The following is a 24,341-nucleotide window of genomic DNA, read 5'->3' as shown; positions in this document are numbered from 1 at the left end:
TGCTGCGACGCACCAACGATAGTCTGTGGTTTAAATGAGATTGTCGGGCAGATGACAGCCTGTTGCGTTTGACCTGTCTACTATCCTCTTAACAAATATAAACGAGAAAATCTGGAGACATTGTATAAGCGAACAGAGCCACAAGGAACATCTTGTGCACTCGCGCAACATCCACGCTGCTACACCATGTCTGCTTCTGCATCGGGACCAATGACACAAGTTCTATCTGCCTGTGAGGTTTTGAAAAAACTCTCAGAGAACAGTAAGTATGCCGTAAGGGAGTGTGAGGAAACTCACCCACATCATCAGAACTAAGGTGATCTATGGCGATTGATTACGATCCATGGCGATCCATTTTGTGCAAGTCGAATTAAGTAGCTGGCGGAGACAATGACCTACACGAATACTGCAATCACGACTGACACGACCTTTCCCAGGCTCTTGCTGCGCAATGCGCACATGCGTGCGGATCGGCCCGCGTTCCGCGAAAAATATTTAGGCATCTGGCAAACCTGGAGCTGGGCTGAGGTCAGTGCAGAAGTCCGCGCGCTCGCCTGCGGGCTGGCGGCACAAGGCTTTCAACGCGGGATGAATCTGGCGATTATCGGTGACAATCGTCCGCGCCTGTATTGGGCCATGGCAGCAGCACAATGTCTGGGGGGTATCGCGGTTCCGCTGTATCAGGATGCTCCCGCAGCGGATATGGCCTATGTGCTGGAGAATGCTGAAATTCAATTCGCCATCGTCGAAGATCAGGAGCAAGTCGATAAACTGCTGGAAATCAAACAGCAGTACGCGGGGATCCGGCATATCGCGTTCGATGATGATCGCGGCATGCGTCATTATCACCAGCCGGAACTCACATCGTATGCCCAGCTGCAGGAAATCGGCCGCGCCTTTGATCAGGCTCATCCCGAATTTTTCATGCAACAGCTTGAGTCAGGACGGGCGGATGACACTGCCGTTATGCTGTACACCTCTGGCACCACGGGCAAGCCGAAAGGTGTCTGCCAGACGCATCGCTCATTTATGAACGCTGCGCATGGCGGTGCGAGTTTCGATCATCTGACTGAACGTGAAGATATCTTGTCTTACCTGCCGATGGCATGGGTCGGCGATCATTTATTTTCCTATGCACAGGCAATGGCGGCAGGCTTTACGGTGAATTGTCCGGAGTCGGGCGAAACGGTACTCACAGATCTGCGCGAAGTCGGCCCCACTTACTATTTTGCACCGCCACGCGTATTTGAAAATATGCTCACCACCGTGATGATACGTATGGAAGATGCTGGCGCAATCAAGCGCAAATTGTTCCATCACTACATGGAAGTAGCGCGTCAAGTCGGATCAGATATTCTCGACCGCAAACCCGTCTCCCTGTTGGACAAACTGAACTATGCCCTGGGCAATTTCTTTGTCTATGGCCCCTTAAAAAACGTTCTCGGTCTGTCTCGCGTACGCGTCGCTTACACGGCAGGTGCAGCGATTGGTCCTGACCTGTTTCGCTTTTACCGTTCTATCGGTGTGAACCTGAAACAACTATACGGCTCAACCGAGACCTGCGCTTATGTTTGCCTGCAACCTGACGGTCACATCAAATTCGACAGCGTCGGACTTGCCGCACCGGGAGTCGAAGTCAAACTCGACGACAACGGAGAAGTGCTGGTCAAATCGGTCTCAATGTTGAAGGGCTATTACAAACGCCCCGATGCCACTGCCGAAGTCATGGATGCAGACGGCTACTTTCATACCGGCGATGCGGGTATCTTTGACAGCGAAGGTCATCTGAAAATTATTGACCGCGCTGCCGACGTTGGCAAGCTGAGCAATGGCGATATCTTTGCACCGAACTATATCGAGAACAAACTCAAGTTCTTTCCGTTTATCAAAGAAGCCGTCGCCTTCGGCCATGACCGCGATACCGTCTGCGCTTTCATCAATATTGATATGGAAGCCGTTGGCAACTGGTCAGAGCGGCGCGGCATCGCTTATGCCGGATACGCCGAACTGGCGGGCAAGGGGGAGACCTATCAGCTCATTATGTCCTGCGTGGAAAAAGTTAACGCCGATCTCGCCAGCGAAGCCCTGATGGCGAACACGCAAATCCATCGTTTCCTGATACTGCATAAAGAACTTGATCCCGATGACGATGAACTGACCCGCACACGCAAGGTGCGCCGTGGTTTTGTTGCGCAAAAATATGCGGTACTGATCGATGCCCTATACTCAGGAAAACGTTCTCAGCATATCGAAACTCAAGTAAAGTTTGAAGATGGTCGTCAAGGCAAAGTCAGTGCCGATCTGCATATTAGCGATGTCAAAGTAATCGCCGTCAATCAGCCCGCGACAACAACAAAAAATAGCGTGAGGACAGCATGACGGACATAGCAAGCACAACAGACACTGGTAGAAAAATCGGAGAAGTGATCCTGGATTTACAAGGCATCTCACTGTCTTTTGGTGGTGTGAAAGCATTGACGAATATTTCTTTCAACGTCAGAGAACACGAGATTCGCGCCATCATCGGTCCCAACGGCGCGGGTAAAAGCTCCATGCTGAATGTCATCAATGGCGTGTATCACCCGCAAGAGGGCAATATCACCTACAGGGGCCAGCAGCGACGCGGAATGAATACCTATGCCGCGGCAAAAAGTGGCATCGCCCGCACCTTTCAGAACATTGCCTTGTTTAAAGGGATGAGCGTGCTCGACAACATCATGACGGGACGTAACCTGAAGATGAGAGGCAATTTTCTGATGCAGGCCTTGTATTGGGGCCCGGCACAAAGAGAAGAAATCGCCCATCGCCAGAAGGTCGAAGAGATTATCGACTTTCTCGAAATCCAGCACATCCGCAAAACCCCGGTAGGCCGCTTGTCGTATGGTCTGCAAAAGCGCGTCGAACTTGGCCGGGCGCTGGCGGCAGAGCCGGAGATACTCTTGCTCGATGAGCCGATGGCCGGTATGAACGTCGAAGAAAAACAAGACATGAGCCGCTTCATACTCGACGTCAACGATCAGCTCGGCACTACCATTGTGCTGATCGAACACGATATGGGCGTCGTGATGGATATCTCCGACAGAGTGGTGGTACTCGACTACGGCAAAAAAATTGGCGACGGTACACCGGCAGAAGTGCTGGCGAATCAGGAAGTGATTAACGCTTATCTTGGCGTAGCCCATTGATGATAAAAAATCTTAAAACCGCTAAACATAAAGGCGCTGTGACACAAAGAAAAGCACAGAAAAAAATCACGTGCTGAATATGAACAATTTTTCTCATGTTTTCCTCTGTGTACCTGTGTATCCGTGTCTCTGTGTTGAGAGGTCTTCTGTCAACAATACATCTTTGCCTAATATTTGCGTCATGTAAGCTGAAAGCTAGAAATGAATATCAATTTTTTCTTTGAAGTCCTGATCGGTGGCCTGCTCTCAGGCGTCATGTATGCGCTGGTTGCCCTGGGCTTTGTGCTGATCTACAAAGCCTCCGGCGTGTTCAACTTCGCTCAGGGGGCAATGGTATTTTTTGCCGCGCTGACTTGCGTCGGGCTGACCGAGCAATTCAATCTCTCGCTCTGGCTGGCGATCCCGCTGACCATGATCGTGATGGTCGCGCTTGGTCTGGCAATTGAACGCATCGTTCTGCGTCCTTTGGTCAATCAGCCGGAAATTACCTTGTTCATGGCGACAATTGGCCTGACGTTTTTTATCGAAGGTCTGGCCCAGCTATTGTGGGGCTCACAACCACACAGGCTGAATCTACCCATCGAAGACGTGCCTATCGAGATATTGATGGAAAAATTCAACATCATCGTGTCGCAATTCGACGTCATCGCTGCGCTGATTTGCGCCCTACTGGTCACGGGTCTGGCATTGTTATTCTCAAAAACAAAAATCGGCCGTGCGCTGCGGGCGGTCGCTGACGATCATCAGGCAGCGCTCGCTGTCGGTATTCCCTTACAACAGATCTGGGGCGTGGTGTGGGCCGTTGCTGGTTTCGTCGCGCTGGTTGCGGGTCTGTTGTGGGGCGCCCGTAATGGCGTACAGTTTGCGCTGACCTTTGTAGCGTTAAAAGCTTTGCCGGTGCTGATCCTGGGCGGCTTTACTTCGGTGCCGGGTGCAATTGTCGGCGGCCTGATTATCGGCGCGTCGGAAAAACTTGCCGAGGTCTACATCGGCCCTATGGTCGGTGGTGGTATCGAAGGCTGGTTTCCATATGTTCTGGCGCTGCTGTTCCTGCTAGTGCGGCCTGAGGGTTTGTTTGGCGAGAAAATTATCCGGCGTATCTGACGTGCTTCGTATAGGACTGATGCAAAACCCAGACCTCTCAATGCAGAGACATGGGAACACGGAGATACGAGAAAAAGATAGCAGTAAGCGGTTCTATGACATATCGATTAAAAGGTTTTTGGACGTTACCGAAACTGAATGCGCAATATCCATGAGCCTTCCCAAGCATAAACACGTGAAAAACCGCAGGAACATTACGCATTTGAAATTGAAAATAAGGGAATTCTATGTTCTACCGTGAAGCAGGTCAGTTCAAACCCAGTTACGCTGCGGACAATCAGATTTTTCCTATTCGTCAGGACAGGATAGGGTTCGCGATTATTCTGGCGCTGGCCTTTGTGGTCGTACCGCTGATCGCGACGCCTTACGCATTTTCTGCGATATTGATTCCGTTTCTGATCTTCTCGCTGGCGGCACTGGGACTAAATATTCTGACCGGCTATGCAGGTCAGTTGTCTCTGGGGTCAGCCGCGTTTATGGCGGTAGGGGCATTTGCCTCATATAACTTTGTGCTGCGGATTCCTGGCATTCCGGTATTGCTGGCCTTTATCCTAGGCGGCCTGTGTGCGGCACTGGTGGGAATCGCCTTTGGCTTGCCGTCGCTGCGTATCCGCGGCTTCTATCTAGCGGCGGCAACTCTGGCGACGCAGTTCTTTGTGGTCTGGTGCCTGACTAAAGTACAGTGGTTCACGAATTACAGTTCTTCCGGCGTCATCACAGCGCAAGAGATGGTGATCCTCGGGGTGAGCTTTACTACTCCCGTCAAAAAATATCTGCTGACTCTGTGTATCGTCTGTGTACTGGCGCTGCTGGCAAAAAACATGGTGCGGTCGAATGTGGGTCGCTCATGGATGGCTGTGCGGGACATGGACGTCGCCGCCGAAGTGATCGGCTTTCGGCTGATGCGGACTAAGTTGCTGGCCTTTGCCGTGTCCTCGTTCTACTGCGGTGTGGCAGGCGCTTTATATGCGTATGCCTATCTCGGTACAGTGGAGCCTGAAGCCTACAATCTCGATCTATCGTTCCGGATCTTATTCATGATCATCATCGGTGGCGTCGGCTCTATCCTTGGTTCTTTCCTCGGGTCCGCCTTCATCATTTTGCTGCCGATTGTCTTGAATCTGATTGCGCATGGCATGTCTTTACCGACCAATGTGGCATCGAATCTGGAACTGATGGTGTTCGGCGCGCTGATCATTTTTTTCCTGATTGTAGAACCGCATGGTCTCGCAAGACTGTGGCAGATCGCGAAAGAGAAATTACGCTTATGGCCATTTCCGTATTAGGGTCTGTGAACAACGAAAATAAATAATAGAGCTGACGGAAAAATATCCCGGCAGTCCAGATAAAAGATGCGATGGTACTCAAGGTGTGCACATCAAGCATCGGGCTTTACCTTATCCAACCACGAAGGAGACATCATGAAATTACTCAAATCAATACTGCTAGGCACCGCCTTTGCAAGCGCCATCGGCGCTGCCAGCATCGCGCGGGCGGATGAACAATTTATTCCCTTGTTGTCGTACCGGGTCGGCCCTTATGCCGCCGGTGGCTCAGGATTCTATGGCGGTGCGATTGATTACTTTAATCTGATCAATGCCAAAGGCGGCTTGAACGGCGTCAAGATTTCATGGGAAGAATGCGAAACCGAATACAACGCCTCTCGCGGTGTTGAATGCTACGAACGCCTGAAAAAATCAAATGGCGGTGCATCGCTGGTCGAGCCACTCTCTACCGGCATCGCCTACGGCATCCTGGACCGGGTCGCCGATGACAAAATCCCGATGACGACACTGGGTTATGGGCGCTCTGACGCCGCGAACGGTAAAGTGTTTCCGTATATTTTTCCCCTGATCACGAGCTACTGGAATCAGGCAGCGGCAATGACAAAATATCTGGGCGATAAATCCGGTGGCATGGACAAGCTCAAAGGAAAAAAAATCGTCCATCTGTATCACGACTCTGCGTTTGGCAAAGAACCTCTGCCCGTACTGGAAGCGCAGGCCAAACAATACGGTTTTGAACTGATTAAGATCCCGGTGGCGCATCCGGGTAATGAGCAGCAATCACAGTGGCTGCAAATCCGTCAGGCCAATCCTGATTACGTGATTCTGTGGGGCTGGGGCGTCATGAATGCCGTCGCAATCAAGACCGCACAACGTAATGGTTTCCCACGTGAAAAAATGCTCGGCGTCTGGTGGGCAGGTTCCGAGGAAGATGCGATTCCGGCAGGTGATGCGGCCAAAGGCTACACGACGATGACCTTCAATACACCGGGCAACTATCCGGTACTCGATGAAATCCGTAGCAAGGTGTATGCCGCCGGTAAAGGCAATCTGGGCGATAAGAGCCGGGTCGGATCGGTGTATCACATGCGTGGCGTAACCGCCGCAATGCTGTGGGCAGAGGCGATTCTGAAAGCACAGGAAAAATACGGTAAAGGTAAAACAGTCACATCGGAACAAATCCGTTGGGGCTTTGAAAATCTGAATGTTGATGAAGCACGTCAAAAAGCGTTGGGCGCTCTGGGCATGTTCCCGCCAGTTAAAACCTCATGCGAAGACCATGAAGGTTCAGGCGCCGTCAAAGTCCAGCAATGGACAGGCGACAAATGGAAAGCCATCACACCAAACTGGATGACGGGTGATAAGGCACTGACACGCGCATTGCTGGAGGAGTCTTCCAACAAATATGCAGCAGAGAAAAAAATTACCCCGGCGTGCCTGAAGTAAATCGCCGCAATATCAAGATGCAAAAACTTCCTTACTGGATTTCCCACTCCTGCCGCCTCATTCGTGGTGATAAAAAACAGGAGTGGGTTCTTTTAGCCTGATGAATTAGCGCAGATGAAGTCCGATCTGCCATCAGTACAAAACGACTGTGATTGCCGCAGGCGCGCGCGACCCGGCACAACCTGTCTGAGATGAATGAGAACACCATGACGATACACACGATCAGTAATACCAATGCGGGATATGGCAATAGCGGCAACAGTGACACCAGTGTGATGGATCAAAATCCTGCCTATCTCAGTGTGAACAATATTGAGGTCATATACGACCATGTGATCCTGGTGCTCAAAGGTATTTCGCTGCAAGTCCCGCAAGGAAAAATCGTCGCCCTGCTCGGTGCCAACGGCGCGGGTAAATCCACCACGCTAAAAGCAATCTCGACGCTGCTACGCAATGAGCGCGGCGATATTACCAAAGGGGATATTTGCTTTAAAGGACAGCGTGTCGATCACCTGACCCCGAACGAGCTCGTCAAGCGCGGCCTGTCGCAAGTCATGGAAGGACGCCACTGTTTTGCACATCTGAGCATAGAAGAAAATTTACTGACCGGCGCCTACACCCGTAGCATCTCGCGCAGCGAATTAAAAGAGTCGCTGGAGATGGTGTATCACTACTTCCCACGCTTACGTCAGCGTCGCAGCTCGCTGGCGGGCTATACCTCCGGTGGCGAGCAGCAGATGTGTGCAATCGGACGCGCCCTGATGGCAAAACCGTCAATGATTTTACTCGATGAACCATCAATGGGAATCGCACCGCAACTGGTCGAAGAGATTTTCGAGATCGTTAAAAGCCTGAATACCAAAGAGAATGTGTCCTTCTTGCTGGCTGAACAAAACACCAATGTCGCTTTACGTTACGCCGACTTCGGCTACATCTTGGAAAACGGACGTGTAGTGATGGAAGGTGATGCCAAAGATCTGGCCACCAATGAAGACGTAAAAGAATTTTATCTCGGCGTCTCCGGTGCTGGTCGCAAGAGTTTTCGCGACATGAAATTTTATCGCCGTCGTAAGCGCTGGCTGGCGTAGCCTAGCTTCTGCTTTCAGCAGAATTGGCATTCTCCGATAACACCAACGTGATTTTTACCGACAACCCCCTTCTTTCCTTTTTCTATCAGCCATGAGCGCATATTTTGACGCATATCTGGACGCATTAGAAACCCGTCACCCACAAAGCCGCGAGCAGGCATTGATGACGCGGCTACCGCAATTGATCGCACAAGCACAAACCGCAGCGGGATGGGCCGCGATTTTGCAGGGAGTACAGGCCGGCGATATCAAAAGCCGCGCAGCCCTTGCGCAACTGCCAGTAACGCGTAAATCGGATCTGAAACAAATACAAAGAAGCGCACTACCATTCGGCGCACTGACAACGACGGGCGTGCGGCAGATGAATCGCATCTTTATGTCGCCGGGACCGATCTTCGATCCCGAGGGCAGATCGCCGGACTGGTGGCGGTTTGCGCGCCCGCTGCATGCGGTTGGCTTGCGCGCCGGACATCTGATTCAAAACTGTTTTTCCTACCACTTCACGCCAGCGGCTTTTATGGTCGAAGGTGCCGCCGCCAGAATCGGCTGCACAGTGATCCCGGCAGGTACAGGCCAAACAGAGATGCAGGTGCAGGCGATCGTAGAATTACGCCCCGATGCGTACGTTGGTACGCCAAGTTTTTTAAAGATCATTATCGAAAAAGCGGCGGAGATGGGCGCCGATATCTCCAGCCTGCAATATGCCGTCGTTGGGGCAGAAGCGCTGCCACCGAGCCTGCGTCTGTGGCTACAAAAACATGGCATACCGAATGTCGTGCAGATGTATGCGACTGCCGATATTGGCAATATTGCGTATGAAACCGTCAGCGATGGCACACTCAATCCCGGCATGATTCTCGATGAAGACCTGATCCTCGAAATCGTCAGACCGGGCACCGGAGATCTGGTGGCGGAGGGAGAAGTCGGCGAAGTCGTGATCACCTCGTTTAATCCAGATTATCCCTTGGTTCGCTTTGGCACCGGTGACATGTCAGCGATACTACCCGGCATATCGCCCTGCGGCCGCACCAATACCCGCATCAAAGGCTGGATGGGTCGCGCAGACCAGACCACCAAGGTCAAGGGCATGTTTGTCCATCCGTCCCAAGTTGCCGAAGTCATCAAACGGCATCCCGAAATCCGTAAAGCACGACTGGTCGTCACCGGTGAATTGGCGAATGACGCGATGACACTACATTGCGAAAGCACGATGCGCGACGCAGCCCTGAAAGCAGCGATTGTGGATAGTTTACGCGAGATCACCAAACTACGCGGTGACGTGCTATTTGTCGATGATCTGCAATTACCGAATGACGGCAAAGTCATTGACGATGCACGCAGCTATCAGTAGCAGGCAAAGTAGTTTGCCGTCTTTAAAATGTCAGATGAAAGGTTCAATGCTGAGCCTGCAAGCTGCAATCTGAAGCCTTAAGCGACGGGATGGGCTCAGTCACCGCATCTACTACCAGCGACGCCAGTGATGGTAGCCGTAACCATAACCCCAGCCAGGACTGACGATAACTGGTACGGGTCTGACGACAACAGCGGGGCCATAAGGTGCAGGCGCATACACCGCGCAACCGGATAACGCGGCTGATGCAGCGATGAGACTAATGAGTGCAAGTTGAGATAAACGCATGGGGTGCTCCTGTTCAATAGTGTGCATAACACTAAGGAGATAACCCCTGAGATGCCTGTTGAGTTGACGCAGAATTTGTAAGAGTTTGTAGCCTTGCCACGCCGCGTAGTGCACGGTCATTGTTGCCTGGAAAAACGTCGTCCCCCTTGTATGGTGACGCTACGTTACTCACAGCACTAAACATACTCCCGTCTAGTATAAATAATTCACAAAGCAAACATTAGCGTTTACTGCCTATTTTTCCAAAAGACAGAGGGAGTATAGTAAATTTCACCCTCAACACTAATTCGATTCTTTAATCAGACGACCCGACGGTTTTTGGATGGGCCGCGCATTCATTGGATACAAACGGTTAAAGATCGCCAATTGTTCCGGTGAAATTTCAATCGGCTCTTTCATCACAAGCCACAACACGCCTTCGCTGCATGGCGGTGTCGTCAGTGATCCCATGTAAGTGTAGTAGTCACGCTTGGCAGGCAAAATCTGATTCATGTCGATCGTGGTCAGCGCCTTAACCGGGTCATCTTTTTCTAAAGGCAAATTATTCCAGACCTGCTGCACCAGCGCCTGCGGCTTGCCGCGCTCAATCAATACGGCAACAACGGCGAGCTTGCCATTGGCATCTTTGTGTACCAGATGCGCAACCATCTCAAAACTACGACCATTTACCCGCTCTTCTGAGGGCTTATGAAAATGAAATTGCACCAGTTCATAGCTATGACCGCCCACCATGATGTAGTTACCCGCGCCCAGATTGACCTGGATTGTGTGGCCGTTATCTAGAACATTGAAACTCGCGGATTTGTAGTCAAATCCAATCGGATCCAATTCAACTTTAATCCCGTCACGGATATCAATCGGCGACTGACGCTCACCGGTATCGCATTTAGCGTTAGCCGGACTGAGCTTACCCCAGCTTAGCGGACCGCCCTCACCTTCATAACTCCAGTGCACAGCGCTATGCGCCGCCAACGTAGACGCGCCGTGCGCATCAGCCATCTTGGTCTTGCTTTCCATTGACTCGATCGGCTTTCTGACCGGTGCAATATACGAATTGCGGATCACTGGACGTGGATTCGGATTGGAGCGAACGCTGGCCTCGTCTTTTTCCTTACGAATAACGGCAAGCTTTTCAGCGATTTTGGCGGCGAGCTCGTCAGCGGCAAGCGACTCTTTTGCCCGCGCTGCCGCATTAGCTTTGCTCTCTTTGGTGTCCTTTTCCTTAGGCTCTTTGTCCTTGCTGTCTTTCTCTTTACTGGACGCCTTGCTCTCCTCCTTATCTTTTGAAGAAGCCTCCTCCTTCGCCGACGCCTGCTTGATCGGCTTAGAAGGAGTAGGCGCATCATTAGCCTGGACTTGCACACAGGTCAACTGAGCCAATAAGGTAATTAAAACAAGAGTGAGGCGGCGCATAAGAAGTTTCTTCGCGGAAAAGGCTGGAGGTAGTCTGGTTACGGCAAACAAGCGAAAAAACTTGAATTTTGGCAGCTATTTAGATACATACGGTGCCGGTTACATCGATTGCCAAGTGGGTAGAAGTGCCCTTTTAACAATAGGAAATTTTTCCGATGATGGAATTTAGTTGGCAGGGTGAAAAGGAATAACGGAGGTTGTCAGGACGGCGACCAGAATCAACTTCGACTAATTGACTCAGACAACTATTCAACAGAAAAAAAGCATCCATCGGATGCCTTTTTAATTTCGGTACCTAAATTACCGTATTCGTAAATATCTCAATCTACGCCTTGCAGATACGCTGTTTTGCAGCATCGTATTCTGCCTTCAGTCGGGCGACGACTTCGGCGACGCTTGGTGCGTCTTCCATCAGGCCTACGCCCTGGCCTGCGCCCCAGATGTCGCGCCAGGCTTTGGCTTTGCTGCTACTGCCTGAGCCGAAGTTCATGGCGGTTTTGTCTGCGACTGGCAGGTTGTCGGGATCCAGTCCTGCAGCGACGATGGATTTTTTCAGGTAGTTGCCGTGCACCCCAGTGAACAGGTTGGTGTAGACGATATCGGCGGCGCTAGATTCAATAATCGCCTGACGGTAGGCATCATCGACGTTGGACTCTTGCGTTGCCAGCCAGCGTGAGCCGATATAGGCAAAATCAGCGCCCATCGCCAGAGCTGCCAGAATTGCGTCGCCGGAGGCAACCGAGCCGGATAAAGCGATCGGTCCTTTAAAGAATTTGCGGACTTCGCCCACCAGAGCGAACGGGGATAGACCACCGGCGTGACCACCAGCGCCCGCGGCCACCAGAATAAGGCCGTCAACACCGGCTTCCAAGGCTTTTTGTGCGTGACGGATAGAGATCACGTCGTGCAACACGATACCGCCGTAGCCATGGATGGCGTCCAGCATTTCTTTTGGCGGTGCGCGCAGTGATGAGATGATGATGGGGATCTGATGTTTGACGCAGACTTCGACATCATGTGCCAGACGGTCATTTGACTGGTGCACGATTTGATTGACGGCAATAGGGCCAACGATAGCATCAGGGTTAGCCGCCTGATACTCGGCCAGCTCGGCTTTGAGATCGGTCAGCCAGGTATCGAGCAGTTCCGCAGGACGAGCGTTCAGCGCAGGAAATGAGCCGACAATACCGGCCTTGCATTGGGCGGCAACCAGCTTGGGTCCGCTGGCGATAAACAGCGGTGAGCCGATAACCGGCAAGGAAAGATTCTGTAACGCTTTAGGCAGGTGAGAAGTCGTCATAAGGGGGTCCGGTCTCTTAATTAAATTGGTTCTCACTGGATGATACCGAGCTGGCGCCAGGCGTTGCAGTATCAATCAAATTGCACAAGTAACCTGGGTTGGTTGCGTGTTTAGCGTGTTGTTCTTGGCGTTTTTTAGTGAGGCTGATATGATGTTATCAGAAAAAACGTTGTTTTTCACAAGAATTTTGCGGGTCATTTATGCCAATACCGAAAACCAAAGTCATCGATTTTAAGCAAGGGCAGGAAGAGCTGCGCAACACGCTGCGTCAGGGCATGCTCGACGCGGCAACCCGCTTGCTGGTTGAAGAAGGCGCGGCAGCACTGACCGTGCGCAAAGTAGCCGATGCGGTGAATTGCTCCACCACCTTGTTGTACTCGCTGTTCGGCGGCAAAGACGGATTGTCCAATGCGTTGTATCTGGAAGGTTTTAGCCGCCTGATCCAGGATTTCACACAACATGAGGCCAGTCTGCCCACCTCGCAAAAAAACCACGGGCTTGATCGTATCTGGATGTATGCGACCAATTATCACAATTACGCCAGACGCAACCCCAGCTATTACATGGTGATGTTCGGTGATGCGATTGCCGGATTTTTGCCGCCGCTGGAATCGCGGGTCGCAGCGTGGGAATCATTCACGCCGCTGATTAATGAATTTGAGCATTGCATGCAAGAAGGCAGCTTGCCTAAATCCAGCCCGAGTGCCGCGGCCCGCTTGTTGTGGGCAGCAATGCATGGTGTGATCAGTCTGGAGCTCAAAGGCTATTACCTGAAAAAAGAACATTCGGATGAACTTTACCGCGCTGCAATCCGGGCGGTGCTGCATTCGCTAAAACATCCCGAATAAAATATCCTGAATTTGATACGGCAAATTAGTTTGCCTCGCAATTTTTACGCTGCACTCTTACGCCATTTGTATCCGCACTATTAGCTACATCACCAACAATCAACAACAATCGCCCACGATTACCATCTCCGGAGACCCTATGACTTATCAATGTTTTGACTTCAGCATCAAGGACAAAGTCGCTCATCTGCAATTTAACCGACCGGCCAGTATGAACACGATGCAGCCGGTATTTTTTCGTGAGTTGGTGAGTATTCTTAGTACTCTGCAACGTGAGGCATCGGCACGGGCGCTAGTGATTTCATCGACCGGTAAACATTTCACTGCCGGGATGGCGCTCGATGTATTCGCGGGTGGCGGTGTGAGTCTGGATGATGCCACCGCGGTCGGTCGCGCCAATATCACGCTGGTGCTGCGAGACATGCATCACTCTTTTAATCTGATCGAGCAATTGCGCATGCCAGTCATCAGTGCGATTCATGGCGGCTGTATCGGTGGCGGCGTCGATCTGATCTGCGCGAGCGATATCCGGCTCGCCAGCGCTGATGCTTTTTTCTGCATCCAGGAAATTAATATCGGCATGACTGCGGATCTCGGTACCTTACAGCGCTTACCTAAACTGATCCCCGAGGGCATCGTGCATGAGATGGCTTATACCGGTCGTCGCCTGCCAGCCCAGCGCGCACTGGCGGTCGGACTGGTGAACGAAGTGTTCGAGAGCCGAGAATTAATGGTAGAAGCCGCGCTGCACATGGCAGCCGAAATCGCCAGCAAACCGCCGGTAGCAATCTGGGGCAGCAAACAGGCGATCCACTACGCGCGCGACCATTCAACTCACGATGCCTTGCAACAAATGGGCTGGCTGCAATCGGGCATCTGGCAAAGCAGCAATCTGATGGAAGCCTTTATGGCGAAACAACAAGGCAGGCCAACAGAATATGCCGATCTGGCGCCCATCAGTTCTTTTGAAGACGCGCCTTATCAATTGAAATGAGCACGTCAACACACTAACGATTAATTTGCAAAATACGGGTTGTAAGATCATGCGCACAGCAGTGATCTCATCACATCGCTTATGATGATGAAATCACTGTTTATTCAATGCTGACCAATTTACCTACATGATCCGTATTTTTGCCTGCCATTGGCGTTCAGGGGTTAGCGTTGAAACCAACGTGCGGCCACTAATCAAAGTCGTTCGATGACGACGCCTCACAATCTGACTGGCATCTTCCGCCCGCGCATCACGCTGCAAACCCTGACGCGTGGCGATGGCTTATTAGGAATGAAACCGACCGGTACCTTCGGACCACGTGGCGGCAGTGTAACGGTTGTCCAGATTGACTGGCTCTACACTACAGACACGGGAATACGCTGGCAGACGTCGGCACCGACCACTTTACTCAATCGCCGCCCGCATTCCACACAGGATCTGCTTGATTCAGAAGGAAAACCCGTCGTGTTACTACGCGATCTCGGCGCAGAAGCAGATGCGCTGGATCGGGTCTGGGATTTGCATTTGTAACCCGTGCCCGCAGCAAGTCTGCAATGGCGCAATAATGATGCCGCGCTGCCGTTCGGGCCTTTATGGAGCTTGCAGCAAGAAGATTTTTTTGCTGACTTTTGGGCCGAGCAATTACCTGCATTGCAAGCGCTTGGCTGGTCCGTAGTCGTGCATCCGGGCTTCGCGCATGAGAGCGTGCCTGTCGATGCCTGGCATCTGATCATCGATCAGGAAACCGGCGAAATAAGCGGTAAAGAAGTGGCATCGCCTATGCACGGTTACAGCACCGCCATCACACCGCTGGGACTGCCGGCACGCGAGGGATCGTGGCTGCTCAGTCTGGGGATAGAAATCGACGGTCAGGTGCTGGATCTGGTTCCCATGCTAGCGAATCTGATACAGCGCGACGCCCGCTGGCTGAACGCGGCGCAAGTCGCTGCGATTGACGATCTGGCCGTGATCCGGTTACGGGCGCCGGGCGGCAAGCGGGTCGATGCGCTGGCTGCTCCGCTCAAAGCGATTGTCATGCACATGCTGGAATTGCTGACCGATGAAAAACGCCTGCAAGATAAATTGCAAGGTCCCCTGCAATTATCAGCCTGGGATGCTCAGAGAATAGAGGCATTGCGCCTGAGTTTGCTAAAGAGCCAGGCCGCGCGCGCCGGTGTGCATGGCGGCTGGCAATTGCAAGGCGAATCCGGTTTACGCATGCTGGCAAAGCGTTTACAAGTCGTTGGTCAGCCACAAGCGATCAGTGTCCCCGCAGGTCTGGGCATTACGCTGCGACCATATCAATTACATGGTGTCGCCTGGCTACAATATTTACGGGCAAATCATCTGGCAGGTATTTTGTCAGACGACATGGGGCTGGGAAAAACTGCACAAGCTCTTGCCCATATCCTGATTGAAAAACAGGCGGGCCGGCTTGATCGTCCGGCGCTGGTCGTCCTGCCAACCTCGCTGGTATTTAACTGGCAGGCCGAAGCCCGGCGCACGGCACCGGGCTTACGTGTACTGGCACTACAAGGCGCACAGCGCGCCGATGAATTTGCCAATATTGCAGATGCCGATATCGTGCTGACGACCTATCCGCTGCTATGGCGTGATCTGGCGACGCTGGAAGCGCAGACTTTCCACCTGCTACTACTCGACGAAGCCCAGACCGTCAAAAACGCTGCCAGCCGCAGTGCCAACGCCGTGCGCCGCTTACGAGCCAGGCATCGCCTGTGCATTACCGGCACGCCGCTGGAAAATCATCTTGGCGAGTTGTGGACCCAGTTTGATTTTTTGATGCCGGGCTTTCTTGGCGACATGCGCAGCTTTACCCGCTTATGGCGTAAACCCATCGAAATTAATGGTGAGACTCTGCGCGCACAACTGCTGGCACAACGCGTGCGCCCCTTTATTTTGCGACGCCGGAAGCAGGATGTCGCCAGCGAATTGCCGCCCAAGACTGAGATCATTAAACGGCTCAAATTGAGCGGACAACAACGCGATCTGTATGAGAGCGTGCGGGTCGCCGCCGACGAGCAGGTACGCCGTATTTTGCAGCGCAAAGGCTTTGCCGGAGCGCAGATCACGATACTCGATGCCTTGCTCAAATTGCGGCAGGTATGTTGCGATCCCTATCTGCTGAAAGGGACAAAAACACCGGATACCATGGAGCGTGCCAAACTTGAACTGCTCAGCGATATGCTGCCCAGTCTGGTGGTCGAAGGCCGCCGTGTGCTGGTATTTTCCCAGTTTACAGAAATGCTCGACTTGATCGCCGGACGACTAACGACGCTGGCATTGCCCTACCTTAGCCTGACCGGCAAAACCCCGCCCGCACAACGCGGCAGCGTCGTCGCGCAGTTCCAGAATAAGGAGGTACCCGTCATGCTAATCAGTCTGAAAGCCGGTGGTGTCGGCCTCAATCTGACGGCGGCTGACACGGTAATTCATATGGATCCGTGGTGGAATCCGGCAGTCGAAGAACAAGCAAGCGACCGCGCTCACCGCATCGGTCAGGAGCAAGCCGTGTTTGTGTATAAGCTGGTAGTCGAGGGCAGCATCGAAGAACGCATTCTCGATCTGCAAGCGCGTAAAGCATTACTGGCAGAGGGTGTTCTAGGTAGCGATGCAGCGCTAGCACCGAAATTCAATGCAGACGATCTGCAGGCGTTACTGGCACCTTTGAGCGTGTGATTTCTTTCAAACGAAGCTTACATGTTCTGAAAAGAATCGTATCTAAAACAGGATCCGCTTATTCCATAAACTTTCCCACGTGTTTTTGACCCAGAAGCCGCACTGGATATGCGGTTTAAGTTTTGGAAACGTCTAAAAATACTTTACTCGATAGTCGATGGAACTGTTTACTCCTGCTACTCCTTGTCCCTTTCTGTGTATCCGTGTCTCAGTGTCACCGCGTCTCTGTAGTGAGTGGTCTTAGTTTTGCGTAAGCCCTATCGATGTGATTTTTTAATATGAATATTTTTAGAAAGTTCGCTTTTGAAATTTTCTTACTCTAGCGCTTACAATTCTCTCAGTCCGATGTCGTAATCGTTCGATACGCCACTTTTTTATCAGCGTAGTATGCTTTTCTTGTCAGCGACCAAACTCAATAAAATTCCGGTCAATCGCATATCGTCAGGGACCGTAAAGTGATTAACGGTCGTAGTGAATATTCTCCTCAAACCGGTCACTGATTCTCATCTCAAAACGGACACGTATTCTTTCGCGAAAGCGGACAGGTAATGCTCGCAACAGACCCTGACGCCAGGGGGCGCTCGCCACCTGCAGCGAGCGGCTGTAAAGCAGACATTGGCTAGTCTTCTGGCTACCGCATCGAGTTGCTCTTGCGAATAAGTGGAAATATCCAACCCCTTGGGGAAATACTGCCGCAACAGGCCATTGGTATTTTCATTCGAGCCACGCTGCCATGGGTTTTGTGGATCGCAGAAGTAGACTTGGATGTCGGTGGCCAACGTAAAGTGTTTATGCCCAGCCAGCTCGCTGCCAGGATCCCAGGTCAGCGATTTATAGAGCTCGTGTAGCAATCTGCGGGCATTGTCAATCAATGCGTTGACGACCGTTTCGGTATTTTGGGCTGCGACCGCAAACTCATTCCGCATCGTTACATACGTCGTCTCAATGACGATGCTGCTCAAAAAGCCAGTTTCGCCACCAATAACCAGGGTAGAGATCTGCGGGCAATTGATGATCTAGGCCATCATACTCCCTGAAGAAAATGCGTTGACCACCGCGCCTTCTAATCAGCTTCGTTATCCTGTGGTCGGCAAAAATTGGGTTCTCTGCATCAGCATTGCCATGCATGACCCAGATCGGCAAGTCCTGAAGGGCATCTGCGGATGTATTTTTTGGCGCGATGCCTGAGATTGGCATGATGGCTGCAAACAAGTTCGGCTTCAATGTTGGCGCAAGCCAGGCTGCCGAGCCTCCCATCGAGAATCCGAGCGCATAAATTCTCGCGCTGTCCACCGAGTTCTCTTGAGCGAATTTCTCGACAAGTTCGAGCGCCGCAATAAAGGCTGTTGAGTGTTCAGCGTATTGATCTGGTGACGGCGGGCCGTAGTTCGCACTTCTGACTGGAAGCTGCGGTACAAGTACGTATGTTTTATATCTTGCGCGGATCTCTGGCATTGCCCAGGATTTTGCCAGGCGATCGAGCTGTTGAAGGTTATCGGTGCCGATTCCGCCTGAGCTGTGCAGTTGAAGTACCAGGGGATAGCGAACTCCTGGCTCCAGCTTAATTGGAGTCAAAATTCTGTACGGCAGCACAATCCCATTCGATGCCGTAAAAGTTTTCTGCTCAAATAAACTGGGCTCAACAGATGCAACCACATCACGTGCCATCGGTTCCGCGCTATTGATCACCTCATGCTTCAGTATTGCCGCCTTGTCAGTTTGTGAAGTAGCCGTGTCTTCAGCGAGTGTTTGTGCAAGCTTGGCTCGGGCCTTGGCAGCGTAGTTGCGGCACGCGTCCTTATCGATAAAGGCGGCGTTGCCGAGTGCCGGCTGCTTCGCCTTTCGCTCCCACAAACCGCTCAATTCCGGGTGGGCGGACACGAGTACGTCACACCTGAGTGACTCGACCGTGGCGATGGATCCCTCAACGGCTGCTTTCGCATTGGAGTAACCCGGGTTGTCGCTGAAGCGGATCCCGTCGCCGGACAACGCGTACAGGCTGTCCGCATAAACCATATTGGCCATCCGTCCGTTTTCCATCGATTGCCAGGTCCAGCTGATTCCTCCTTTGGTGTGCCCGGATGTGAAGTGTGCGGTTAGCGCGATTGGCCCAAGTCGGACCACTTCGCCGTTATGGATTACACGAATCTTCGTGACAGGTGTCATCGGAACCAGATTGGGGAATTGCGGGTCGGTTTTGTCCGGCTGACCGCTCGAGATAATATCCAGCGACGCCGGGCTCGCCAATACCGTGACACCGCTCAGCTTCTGTAGTTCGGCAATGCCACCCGCATGGTCGTGGTGCGCATGCGAATTGAGTATGTAGCGGATGTCCTCGACTTTGAATTCCAATTTACGGATGTGTTCCACGATCTGGGGTGGCGACATCGGAGCGCCGACATCGATAAGAATATGACCGGCCGGAGAAGTAATCAGTACCGCACTGATGCCGCCGGTACCAACGTAGTAGGTATTGCCATAGATAGCAAATGGTTCCTGTGGGGCGTACCAGTCTGCTGCCTTGGCGGTAACCAGAGAGGCAGCAAACACGATAGCGGATAAGCAAACATATTTCTTTTTCATTTTTAAAACGCCTTTATGCGTCGTTGCCAAAAATCTTGTCTCCGGACACCACCGGGGCCGAGCTACAGCGTGCTCCGCGCCAGTTCACTCAGGAACGCGTCGCGGGTTAGCGGACCACCATAGCCATCGGTGCGGACCGGTTGTTCCAACAGCCGCGCGAACACCAGCGTGCGGCCGCCTTTGTTGGCCCAGCCGACGAACCAACCAATTGAGTCTTCGCTGCCGTCCGGCAGCCGTATGTTTGCCGTGCCGGTCTTGCCGTAGACCTCCCACCCGTTCGCGAGTGCCTCGCCCTTGAGCAGGCGTGCTGTCATATCGTAGGCGTGAGGGGATACCGGCAGGCTGCGGTTGACGAGCTTGCGCAGGAAGACGGTTTGCTCGATCGGCGAAATCTTAAGCGTGGGGCTGAGCTCGGAAAGCGCGACCGTATCGTTCACGCCGGTACGGCCGCGGTTGCCATAGTCGAACGCTTCGACATAGCTGCGAACGGCTGCTGCGCCCAGCCGCGACCTCACCTGGTCCGAATACCACAGGACCGATTCGCGCAGCCAGCGGGCCGGATCGGTGCCGTGGCGCCAAGATGGATTACCGGCCGCATAGCTCGTCTTGTACGGCAGGTAGGGTGTGTGTTCATCGCGCAGCACGCCGTTGTCGAAGCCCATCAGGCTGATGGCGATTTTAAAAGTCGACGCAGGGGTGACGCGCTCGTCGCAGCTGCCTTTGCGGACCAGGGCGGCGCCGCTACCCGCATCTATCACGACCGTGCAATCGAGCGGCGCCGATGTTGCAGACGGCATGCCCGGCCATGCGTTCGCTAGCAGTTGCGCGTGGCCGTCCGGCACGCCGGCGGCATGCCAGCCGAGCGCCGGCTGCAGCGCCAGGTTGGCGCAGACCACTGCTGCCAGGCAGCCGAATGCGGCGACGCGCGTCCAAGCGCCCTGAGCTGCTTTCGGTGTGCGAATCAGATTGATGCGCGCGGTCAGCGACGGCCCTGCGCTGTTGCCGAACGCCAGCGCCATGCTGGACGGGCACTGTTGAAGCTTCAGTTGTGCGACCTGCGCCGCCGCATAAGCCTTGCGCTCGCCCTGAGGCCGCATGCGCAGCACGTCGAGGTCGCAGGCGAACTCCTGAGCCCAGCCCAGGCGCACGCGCAGCATACGCATGAAGGGATTGAACCAGAACAGGCACTGCAGTGCGAGGGCGGACGCACTCCAACGGAGGTCGTGGCGGCGCAAGTGTGCCAATTCGTGTTCGATGATCAGCTGCTGCTGCAGCGGATCGAAACTGCGCAGGTGGCGCGGCAAAAGCAGGCGCGGCTTGAACAGACCTTGCAGCATCGGAGAAATGGGCGCGTCGACTTCGATCACGGCGGGCAGCGATGTGTGCGCCTGTGCTGCGAATCCGGCATGAGCGCCCAGTTCGGTAACGGGATCGCCACTGGCAGCCAGCGCATCCAGCAGACGCTGGCCGCGCCGCCAGCGGTACAGCGCATGAACGAGACTGAGCATGTACAGCGCGAGCCAGGCGAGGGCTGCATCGCGCAACCAGGCGTGCCGCGATGAGGATGCCAGCGCCGGTGCGGACGCCGGGGCAGGGCGTGCCGCCGCCGGCACAGACGCCGCGGCGGTATCCGGCGGTACGCGTTCTCCCATCTCGAGCACAGGCACCACCCGCAGGCGTTCGGTCGTCGGCAACAGCATCGCGACGAACACTGCTGCTACCGCCAGCTGCCCCAGCAGCCAGAGCGAGCGCTGCTGGGAGAGCGCCGGCAGGCATTTGTGGCACAGCGTGGCAACGGCCCAGATCGCGCAGCCGGCCAGCAGCGAGCCAGCGGCTGCCAGCAGTAGCCGCGCTAGCATAAGGTCAAGCGATGTCATTGGGGCTCGTCCGCGTCGGCCGGCCAGTGCTGCAGCAATTGCTCAAGCTGAGCGAGCTCCTGTTCGTCAACCAGCTTGCTGCCCGTGAACATCATCACCGGCAGCGGCGCGTCGATTTCCATCACGCGCTTGCCGAAATCGTGCGCAAAGGCTGCCAAGGTATCGACCTTTTCCAGCACTGCTTCATACACCTGCACGCCATGGCGGACGTGCTGCGCGACCATGCCCTTGTCCAGCATGCGCTCGAGCGTTTTACGGGTCGAGGAATAGGACCAGCCCAGTTCCTCCTCGACGCGCTCGTGGATTTCACGCGCGCTCAAGGGCTGCTGGCGCCACAGTGCCTTTAGCAGGCTGAGTTCGGTAAGCGAAGGGATGGACAAGATCGGCTCTCATTTGTGACAAGTGACACCATTGTGCGACATATGTCGCGGATCGGTCAAGCAATTAGAACCCAGGAATTCCCTCAAAGCACCGAATACGAGAATCGGCGCCTGTGTTCGATACGATTAGGTCGCGGTGGTCGCACGAATGCTCACTAGTGTCCGGTTTAAGTTGAGAAAGGGCGTCCGGTTTTCAGTGCAAACTGGTGTCCGCCTAGCGATGAGAATTGCTGTCCGGTTTGATGAGAATACTCAGTAGTCCGCAGCAAATTTTGAACGATACAAAGATGAACGAGAATGGCTGGATGGATCGCGTGTTGCCACACTTTCTGTTGTCTCTGCATTCACATACAGATTCGTCAATAAGGATATTTTATGCACCAAGGACAACGTCTGCATTCACTCGATAATCTCCGCGCAGTCATGATGTGGCTAGGCATTGTCCTACACGTCGCCGTCATTTATATGGCCGGACCACGCATGCTACCCTGGCACGACAATCAGAGTACGCTGGCGGCAGATTTGCTGGTTGTCGTCATCCATGCATTCCGGATACCGGTATTTTTTATCGTGGCCGGATTTTTTGTGGGCATGCAGCTGCAACAGCGCGGAGCAGAGGCGATGTTAAGTAACCGTATGCGTCGCCTGGCGCTGCCTTTTATCGCGTTCTGGCCTCCGCTCTTTATCGCCTCCGGTTTGATGATCAGTTTGTATGTACATCTGAACCAGTTTGGTACCGTCGGATTTGATACTTCACTGATTCCGCAGATACCGGGCAAAGCGGTCATACATACGCTGCATCTTTGGTTTATCTATTACCTGATGCTCTTTTGCCTGACCGCAGCCGCCGTATATCGCCTGAGTCACCATCTGACGGATACGCTGAAAACTCGTATCACTCACATCTGGAAAATCCTGTCCTCGGCGTGGTGGGGCTTCTTGGTACTGGCTTTGCCATTGGCGGTGACCGGTGCGTTCTATCGCGGTGGCGTGGTAGCGCCGGGAGGGTCGTTCATTCCCGACCCGGCAGAGTTCCTCCATAGCGGGCTGTTCTTTGTTTTTGGCTGCTACCTGTATCAAAATCAAACGACTGTATTAGCCCTCTATGTGCGCTATCGCTGGCGTTATATGCTGGCTGGCTTTGTACTTTTGTTTATCTATCTGGGGCTGTTTAAACGCTTTGAAACCCTGCAAGACAGTCTGTTACCGCTCAAGGCGGGGATGGCGTTTTTATATAACTGTGTCAGTTGGTTGTGGTGCTTTGGCATGGTCGGTCTGTTTTTACATTACCTGCCAAAACAAAACCGGTTCCTGGCGTATATCGCAGAGAGTTCTTACTGGGTCTATCTGGTTCATCTGGTGGTGACCATCGGCTTCGGAGCATTGCTGTATAACAGTCCGCTCAATGCCGTCGGACGCATTGCTGTCAATATCGTGCTGACGAGCGCTGTCTGTCTGCTGAGTTATCAACTGCTGGTAAGACATACCTGGCTAGGTCGATTTTTAAATGGAAAAATCGTGTTCAAGAAAATGAATCCTGCAAGGGTCTGACCATGATTATCCGGGACTAAGGTACAGCAGGTACTACTGAAATTACAGGATTTCTACCACCGTCGCTCAACACAAACTGAGTCACGGTATCGAGAGTTGGTGCGAGAGCGCGTAAAGGCCAGGCCATACTACCAATCAGGCTGACATGGTTAGTATGGTCGAAGTGAAATTCCTGCACCGACACACCCGCGGCACGGAGCTTGTTTGCCAAGCCCGTCGTGTTACGCACAGGATTCACTAATTTATCCTCCAACGGCGCAATGAGCAGGCTGGGCGGCGCACTGGCGCTGACGTGATGAACCGGTTGTGAATCTCTGGGTGTATCGGGATAAAAAAATACCGGACGGGCATCGACATTGGTAATCGGAATAAAGTCATAGGGCCCGGCCAGTCCGATCAGACCTCGAAATATCGTTGGCTGCATCCCGACTTCTGCCAGCCAGCGCGGATCGAGCGCGAGCATTGCCGCGTTATAAGCCCCCGCGCTGTGCCCCATCACAAAAAGGCGAGAAGGATCTCCGCCATAACGCGGTATCTCTTTTTTGACATAGGCAATCGCCAGCGCACCATCCTGCAAAAAAGCCGGATAACGGACTTGAGGGTATAGCCGGTAATCTGCCAGCACACAGAGGATGCCGCGTGATGTGAGCGCCTCTGCTACGAAGAGATAATCCGCACGCTGACCGGAGTTCCAGGTTCCGCCATAAAAGAACACCACGACAGGAACGCTACTGCCAGAGGGCGCATGAGCCGGGGCATAGATATCGAGTTTTTGCCGTGGATCTGATCCGTAGGCAAGGTCCGCCGTTTTGACATAGGCTGAACCGGGTGTCAGGGCATTAATCGTACGCACTGGGGAGCAAGCAGCGATCACGCCAAACAGCATCAGCAATGCGCTAAAGGAAAGTAGTATTTTGAGCCAGACTGCCACGATACCTCCAACAAGATGT

General features: G+C 53.3%; 17 protein-coding genes and 2 pseudogenes. 11 read left to right on the top strand and 8 right to left on the bottom strand.

The window, feature by feature from the left end; genetic code table 11:
- Window positions 1-390 precede the first annotated feature (390 nt).
- The 7 genes from ACO0LE_RS02205 (at window position 391) to ACO0LE_RS02175 (ending at window position 9,460) form a co-directional block, all read left to right on the top strand.
- Complete coding sequence (locus ACO0LE_RS02205; RefSeq protein ID WP_422958783.1) at window positions 391-2,379, top strand: AMP-dependent synthetase/ligase; 1,989 nt, start codon at window positions 391-393, stop codon at window positions 2,377-2,379.
- A complete protein-coding gene (locus tag ACO0LE_RS02200; RefSeq protein WP_422958782.1) occupies window positions 2,376-3,185 on the top strand; it encodes an ABC transporter ATP-binding protein in 810 nt (269 codons plus the stop codon). The genes ACO0LE_RS02205 and ACO0LE_RS02200 overlap by 4 nt, the downstream gene beginning before the upstream one ends.
- 207 nt (window positions 3,186-3,392) lie before the next feature.
- Complete coding sequence (locus tag ACO0LE_RS02195) at window positions 3,393-4,289, top strand: branched-chain amino acid ABC transporter permease (protein WP_422958964.1); 897 nt, start codon at window positions 3,393-3,395, stop codon at window positions 4,287-4,289.
- A 227-nt stretch (window positions 4,290-4,516) separates the two neighbouring features.
- The gene (locus ACO0LE_RS02190) at window positions 4,517-5,575 is read left to right on the top strand and encodes a branched-chain amino acid ABC transporter permease (protein ID WP_422958781.1); all 1,059 of its coding nucleotides are present in this window, start codon (window positions 4,517-4,519) and stop codon (window positions 5,573-5,575) included.
- A gap of 135 nt (window positions 5,576-5,710) precedes the next feature.
- Complete coding sequence (locus ACO0LE_RS02185; protein ID WP_422958780.1) at window positions 5,711-7,021, top strand: ABC transporter substrate-binding protein; 1,311 nt, start codon at window positions 5,711-5,713, stop codon at window positions 7,019-7,021.
- A 275-nt stretch (window positions 7,022-7,296) separates the two neighbouring features.
- Complete coding sequence (locus ACO0LE_RS02180; RefSeq protein WP_422958963.1) at window positions 7,297-8,109, top strand: ABC transporter ATP-binding protein; 813 nt, start codon at window positions 7,297-7,299, stop codon at window positions 8,107-8,109.
- Window positions 8,110-8,200: 91 nt separating this feature from the next.
- Window positions 8,201-9,460 carry a phenylacetate--CoA ligase family protein gene (locus ACO0LE_RS02175; protein ID WP_422958779.1) on the top strand — a complete coding sequence of 420 codons (1,260 nt, stop codon included), beginning with the start codon at window positions 8,201-8,203 and terminating at the stop codon, window positions 9,458-9,460.
- Window positions 9,461-9,571: 111 nt separating this feature from the next.
- On the opposite strand, the gene ACO0LE_RS02170 is transcribed toward ACO0LE_RS02175, so the two are convergent.
- From ACO0LE_RS02170 to ACO0LE_RS02160, 3 genes are all read right to left on the bottom strand, one after another.
- The gene (locus ACO0LE_RS02170; protein ID WP_422958778.1) at window positions 9,572-9,748 is read right to left on the bottom strand and encodes a hypothetical protein; all 177 of its coding nucleotides are present in this window, start codon (window positions 9,746-9,748) and stop codon (window positions 9,572-9,574) included.
- A gap of 282 nt (window positions 9,749-10,030) precedes the next feature.
- Window positions 10,031-11,161 (bottom strand): carbonic anhydrase family protein, encoded by a 1,131-nt coding sequence (locus tag ACO0LE_RS02165; RefSeq protein WP_422958777.1) that lies wholly within the window; start codon window positions 11,159-11,161, stop codon window positions 10,031-10,033.
- A gap of 325 nt (window positions 11,162-11,486) precedes the next feature.
- Window positions 11,487-12,461, bottom strand: coding sequence for an NAD(P)H-dependent flavin oxidoreductase (locus ACO0LE_RS02160; RefSeq protein WP_422958776.1), 975 nt, complete (start codon window positions 12,459-12,461; stop codon window positions 11,487-11,489).
- A gap of 200 nt (window positions 12,462-12,661) precedes the next feature.
- Between ACO0LE_RS02160 and ACO0LE_RS02155 the strand changes: the two genes are divergently transcribed.
- The 3 genes and pseudogenes from ACO0LE_RS02155 (at window position 12,662) to ACO0LE_RS02145 (ending at window position 17,000) form a co-directional block, all read left to right on the top strand.
- Window positions 12,662-13,309, top strand: coding sequence for a TetR/AcrR family transcriptional regulator (locus ACO0LE_RS02155; RefSeq protein ID WP_422958775.1), 648 nt, complete (start codon window positions 12,662-12,664; stop codon window positions 13,307-13,309).
- 139 nt (window positions 13,310-13,448) lie between these two features.
- Window positions 13,449-14,303 (top strand): enoyl-CoA hydratase-related protein, encoded by an 855-nt coding sequence (locus ACO0LE_RS02150; RefSeq protein WP_422958774.1) that lies wholly within the window; start codon window positions 13,449-13,451, stop codon window positions 14,301-14,303.
- Window positions 14,304-14,510: 207 nt separating this feature from the next.
- A pseudogene (locus ACO0LE_RS02145) lies at window positions 14,511-17,000 on the top strand (DEAD/DEAH box helicase).
- Window positions 17,001-17,620: 620 nt separating this feature from the next.
- Here the strand turns inward: ACO0LE_RS02145 and ACO0LE_RS02140 are convergent.
- From ACO0LE_RS02140 to ACO0LE_RS02125, 4 genes and pseudogenes are all read right to left on the bottom strand, one after another.
- Window positions 17,621-17,896: pseudogene (locus ACO0LE_RS02140) on the bottom strand (IS30 family transposase); the annotation flags it as partial.
- A gap of 46 nt (window positions 17,897-17,942) precedes the next feature.
- Entirely contained in the window at window positions 17,943-19,613 is a 1,671-nt protein-coding gene (bla, locus tag ACO0LE_RS02135) for a subclass B3 metallo-beta-lactamase (protein ID WP_422958773.1), read from the bottom strand.
- A 32-nt stretch (window positions 19,614-19,645) separates the two neighbouring features.
- Window positions 19,646-21,460 carry a penicillin-binding transpeptidase domain-containing protein gene (locus ACO0LE_RS02130; RefSeq protein ID WP_422958772.1) on the bottom strand — a complete coding sequence of 605 codons (1,815 nt, stop codon included), beginning with the start codon at window positions 21,458-21,460 and terminating at the stop codon, window positions 19,646-19,648.
- Window positions 21,457-21,840: a BlaI/MecI/CopY family transcriptional regulator gene (locus ACO0LE_RS02125; RefSeq protein WP_422958771.1), complete on the bottom strand. Its 384-nt coding sequence runs from the start codon at window positions 21,838-21,840 to the stop codon at window positions 21,457-21,459. Before ACO0LE_RS02125 ends, ACO0LE_RS02130 begins: the two co-directional genes overlap by 4 nt.
- Before the next feature lie 375 nt (window positions 21,841-22,215).
- Here ACO0LE_RS02125 and ACO0LE_RS02120 point away from each other — a divergent pair, with 375 nt between their 5' ends.
- Window positions 22,216-23,391 (top strand): acyltransferase family protein, encoded by a 1,176-nt coding sequence (locus tag ACO0LE_RS02120; protein ID WP_422958770.1) that lies wholly within the window; start codon window positions 22,216-22,218, stop codon window positions 23,389-23,391.
- Window positions 23,392-23,407: 16 nt separating this feature from the next.
- Here ACO0LE_RS02120 and ACO0LE_RS02115 read toward each other — a convergent pair whose 3' ends face one another.
- Window positions 23,408-24,322 carry an alpha/beta hydrolase gene (locus tag ACO0LE_RS02115; RefSeq protein ID WP_422958769.1) on the bottom strand — a complete coding sequence of 305 codons (915 nt, stop codon included), beginning with the start codon at window positions 24,320-24,322 and terminating at the stop codon, window positions 23,408-23,410.
- Window positions 24,323-24,341 lie beyond the last annotated feature (19 nt).

This window comes from Undibacterium sp. Xuan67W, from assembly GCF_049340165.1.
Taxonomy (GTDB): domain Bacteria; phylum Pseudomonadota; class Gammaproteobacteria; order Burkholderiales; family Burkholderiaceae_D; genus Undibacterium.
The sequence above is the reverse complement of the archived record's forward strand: the minus strand, read 5'-3'. Positions and strand labels throughout refer to the sequence as shown.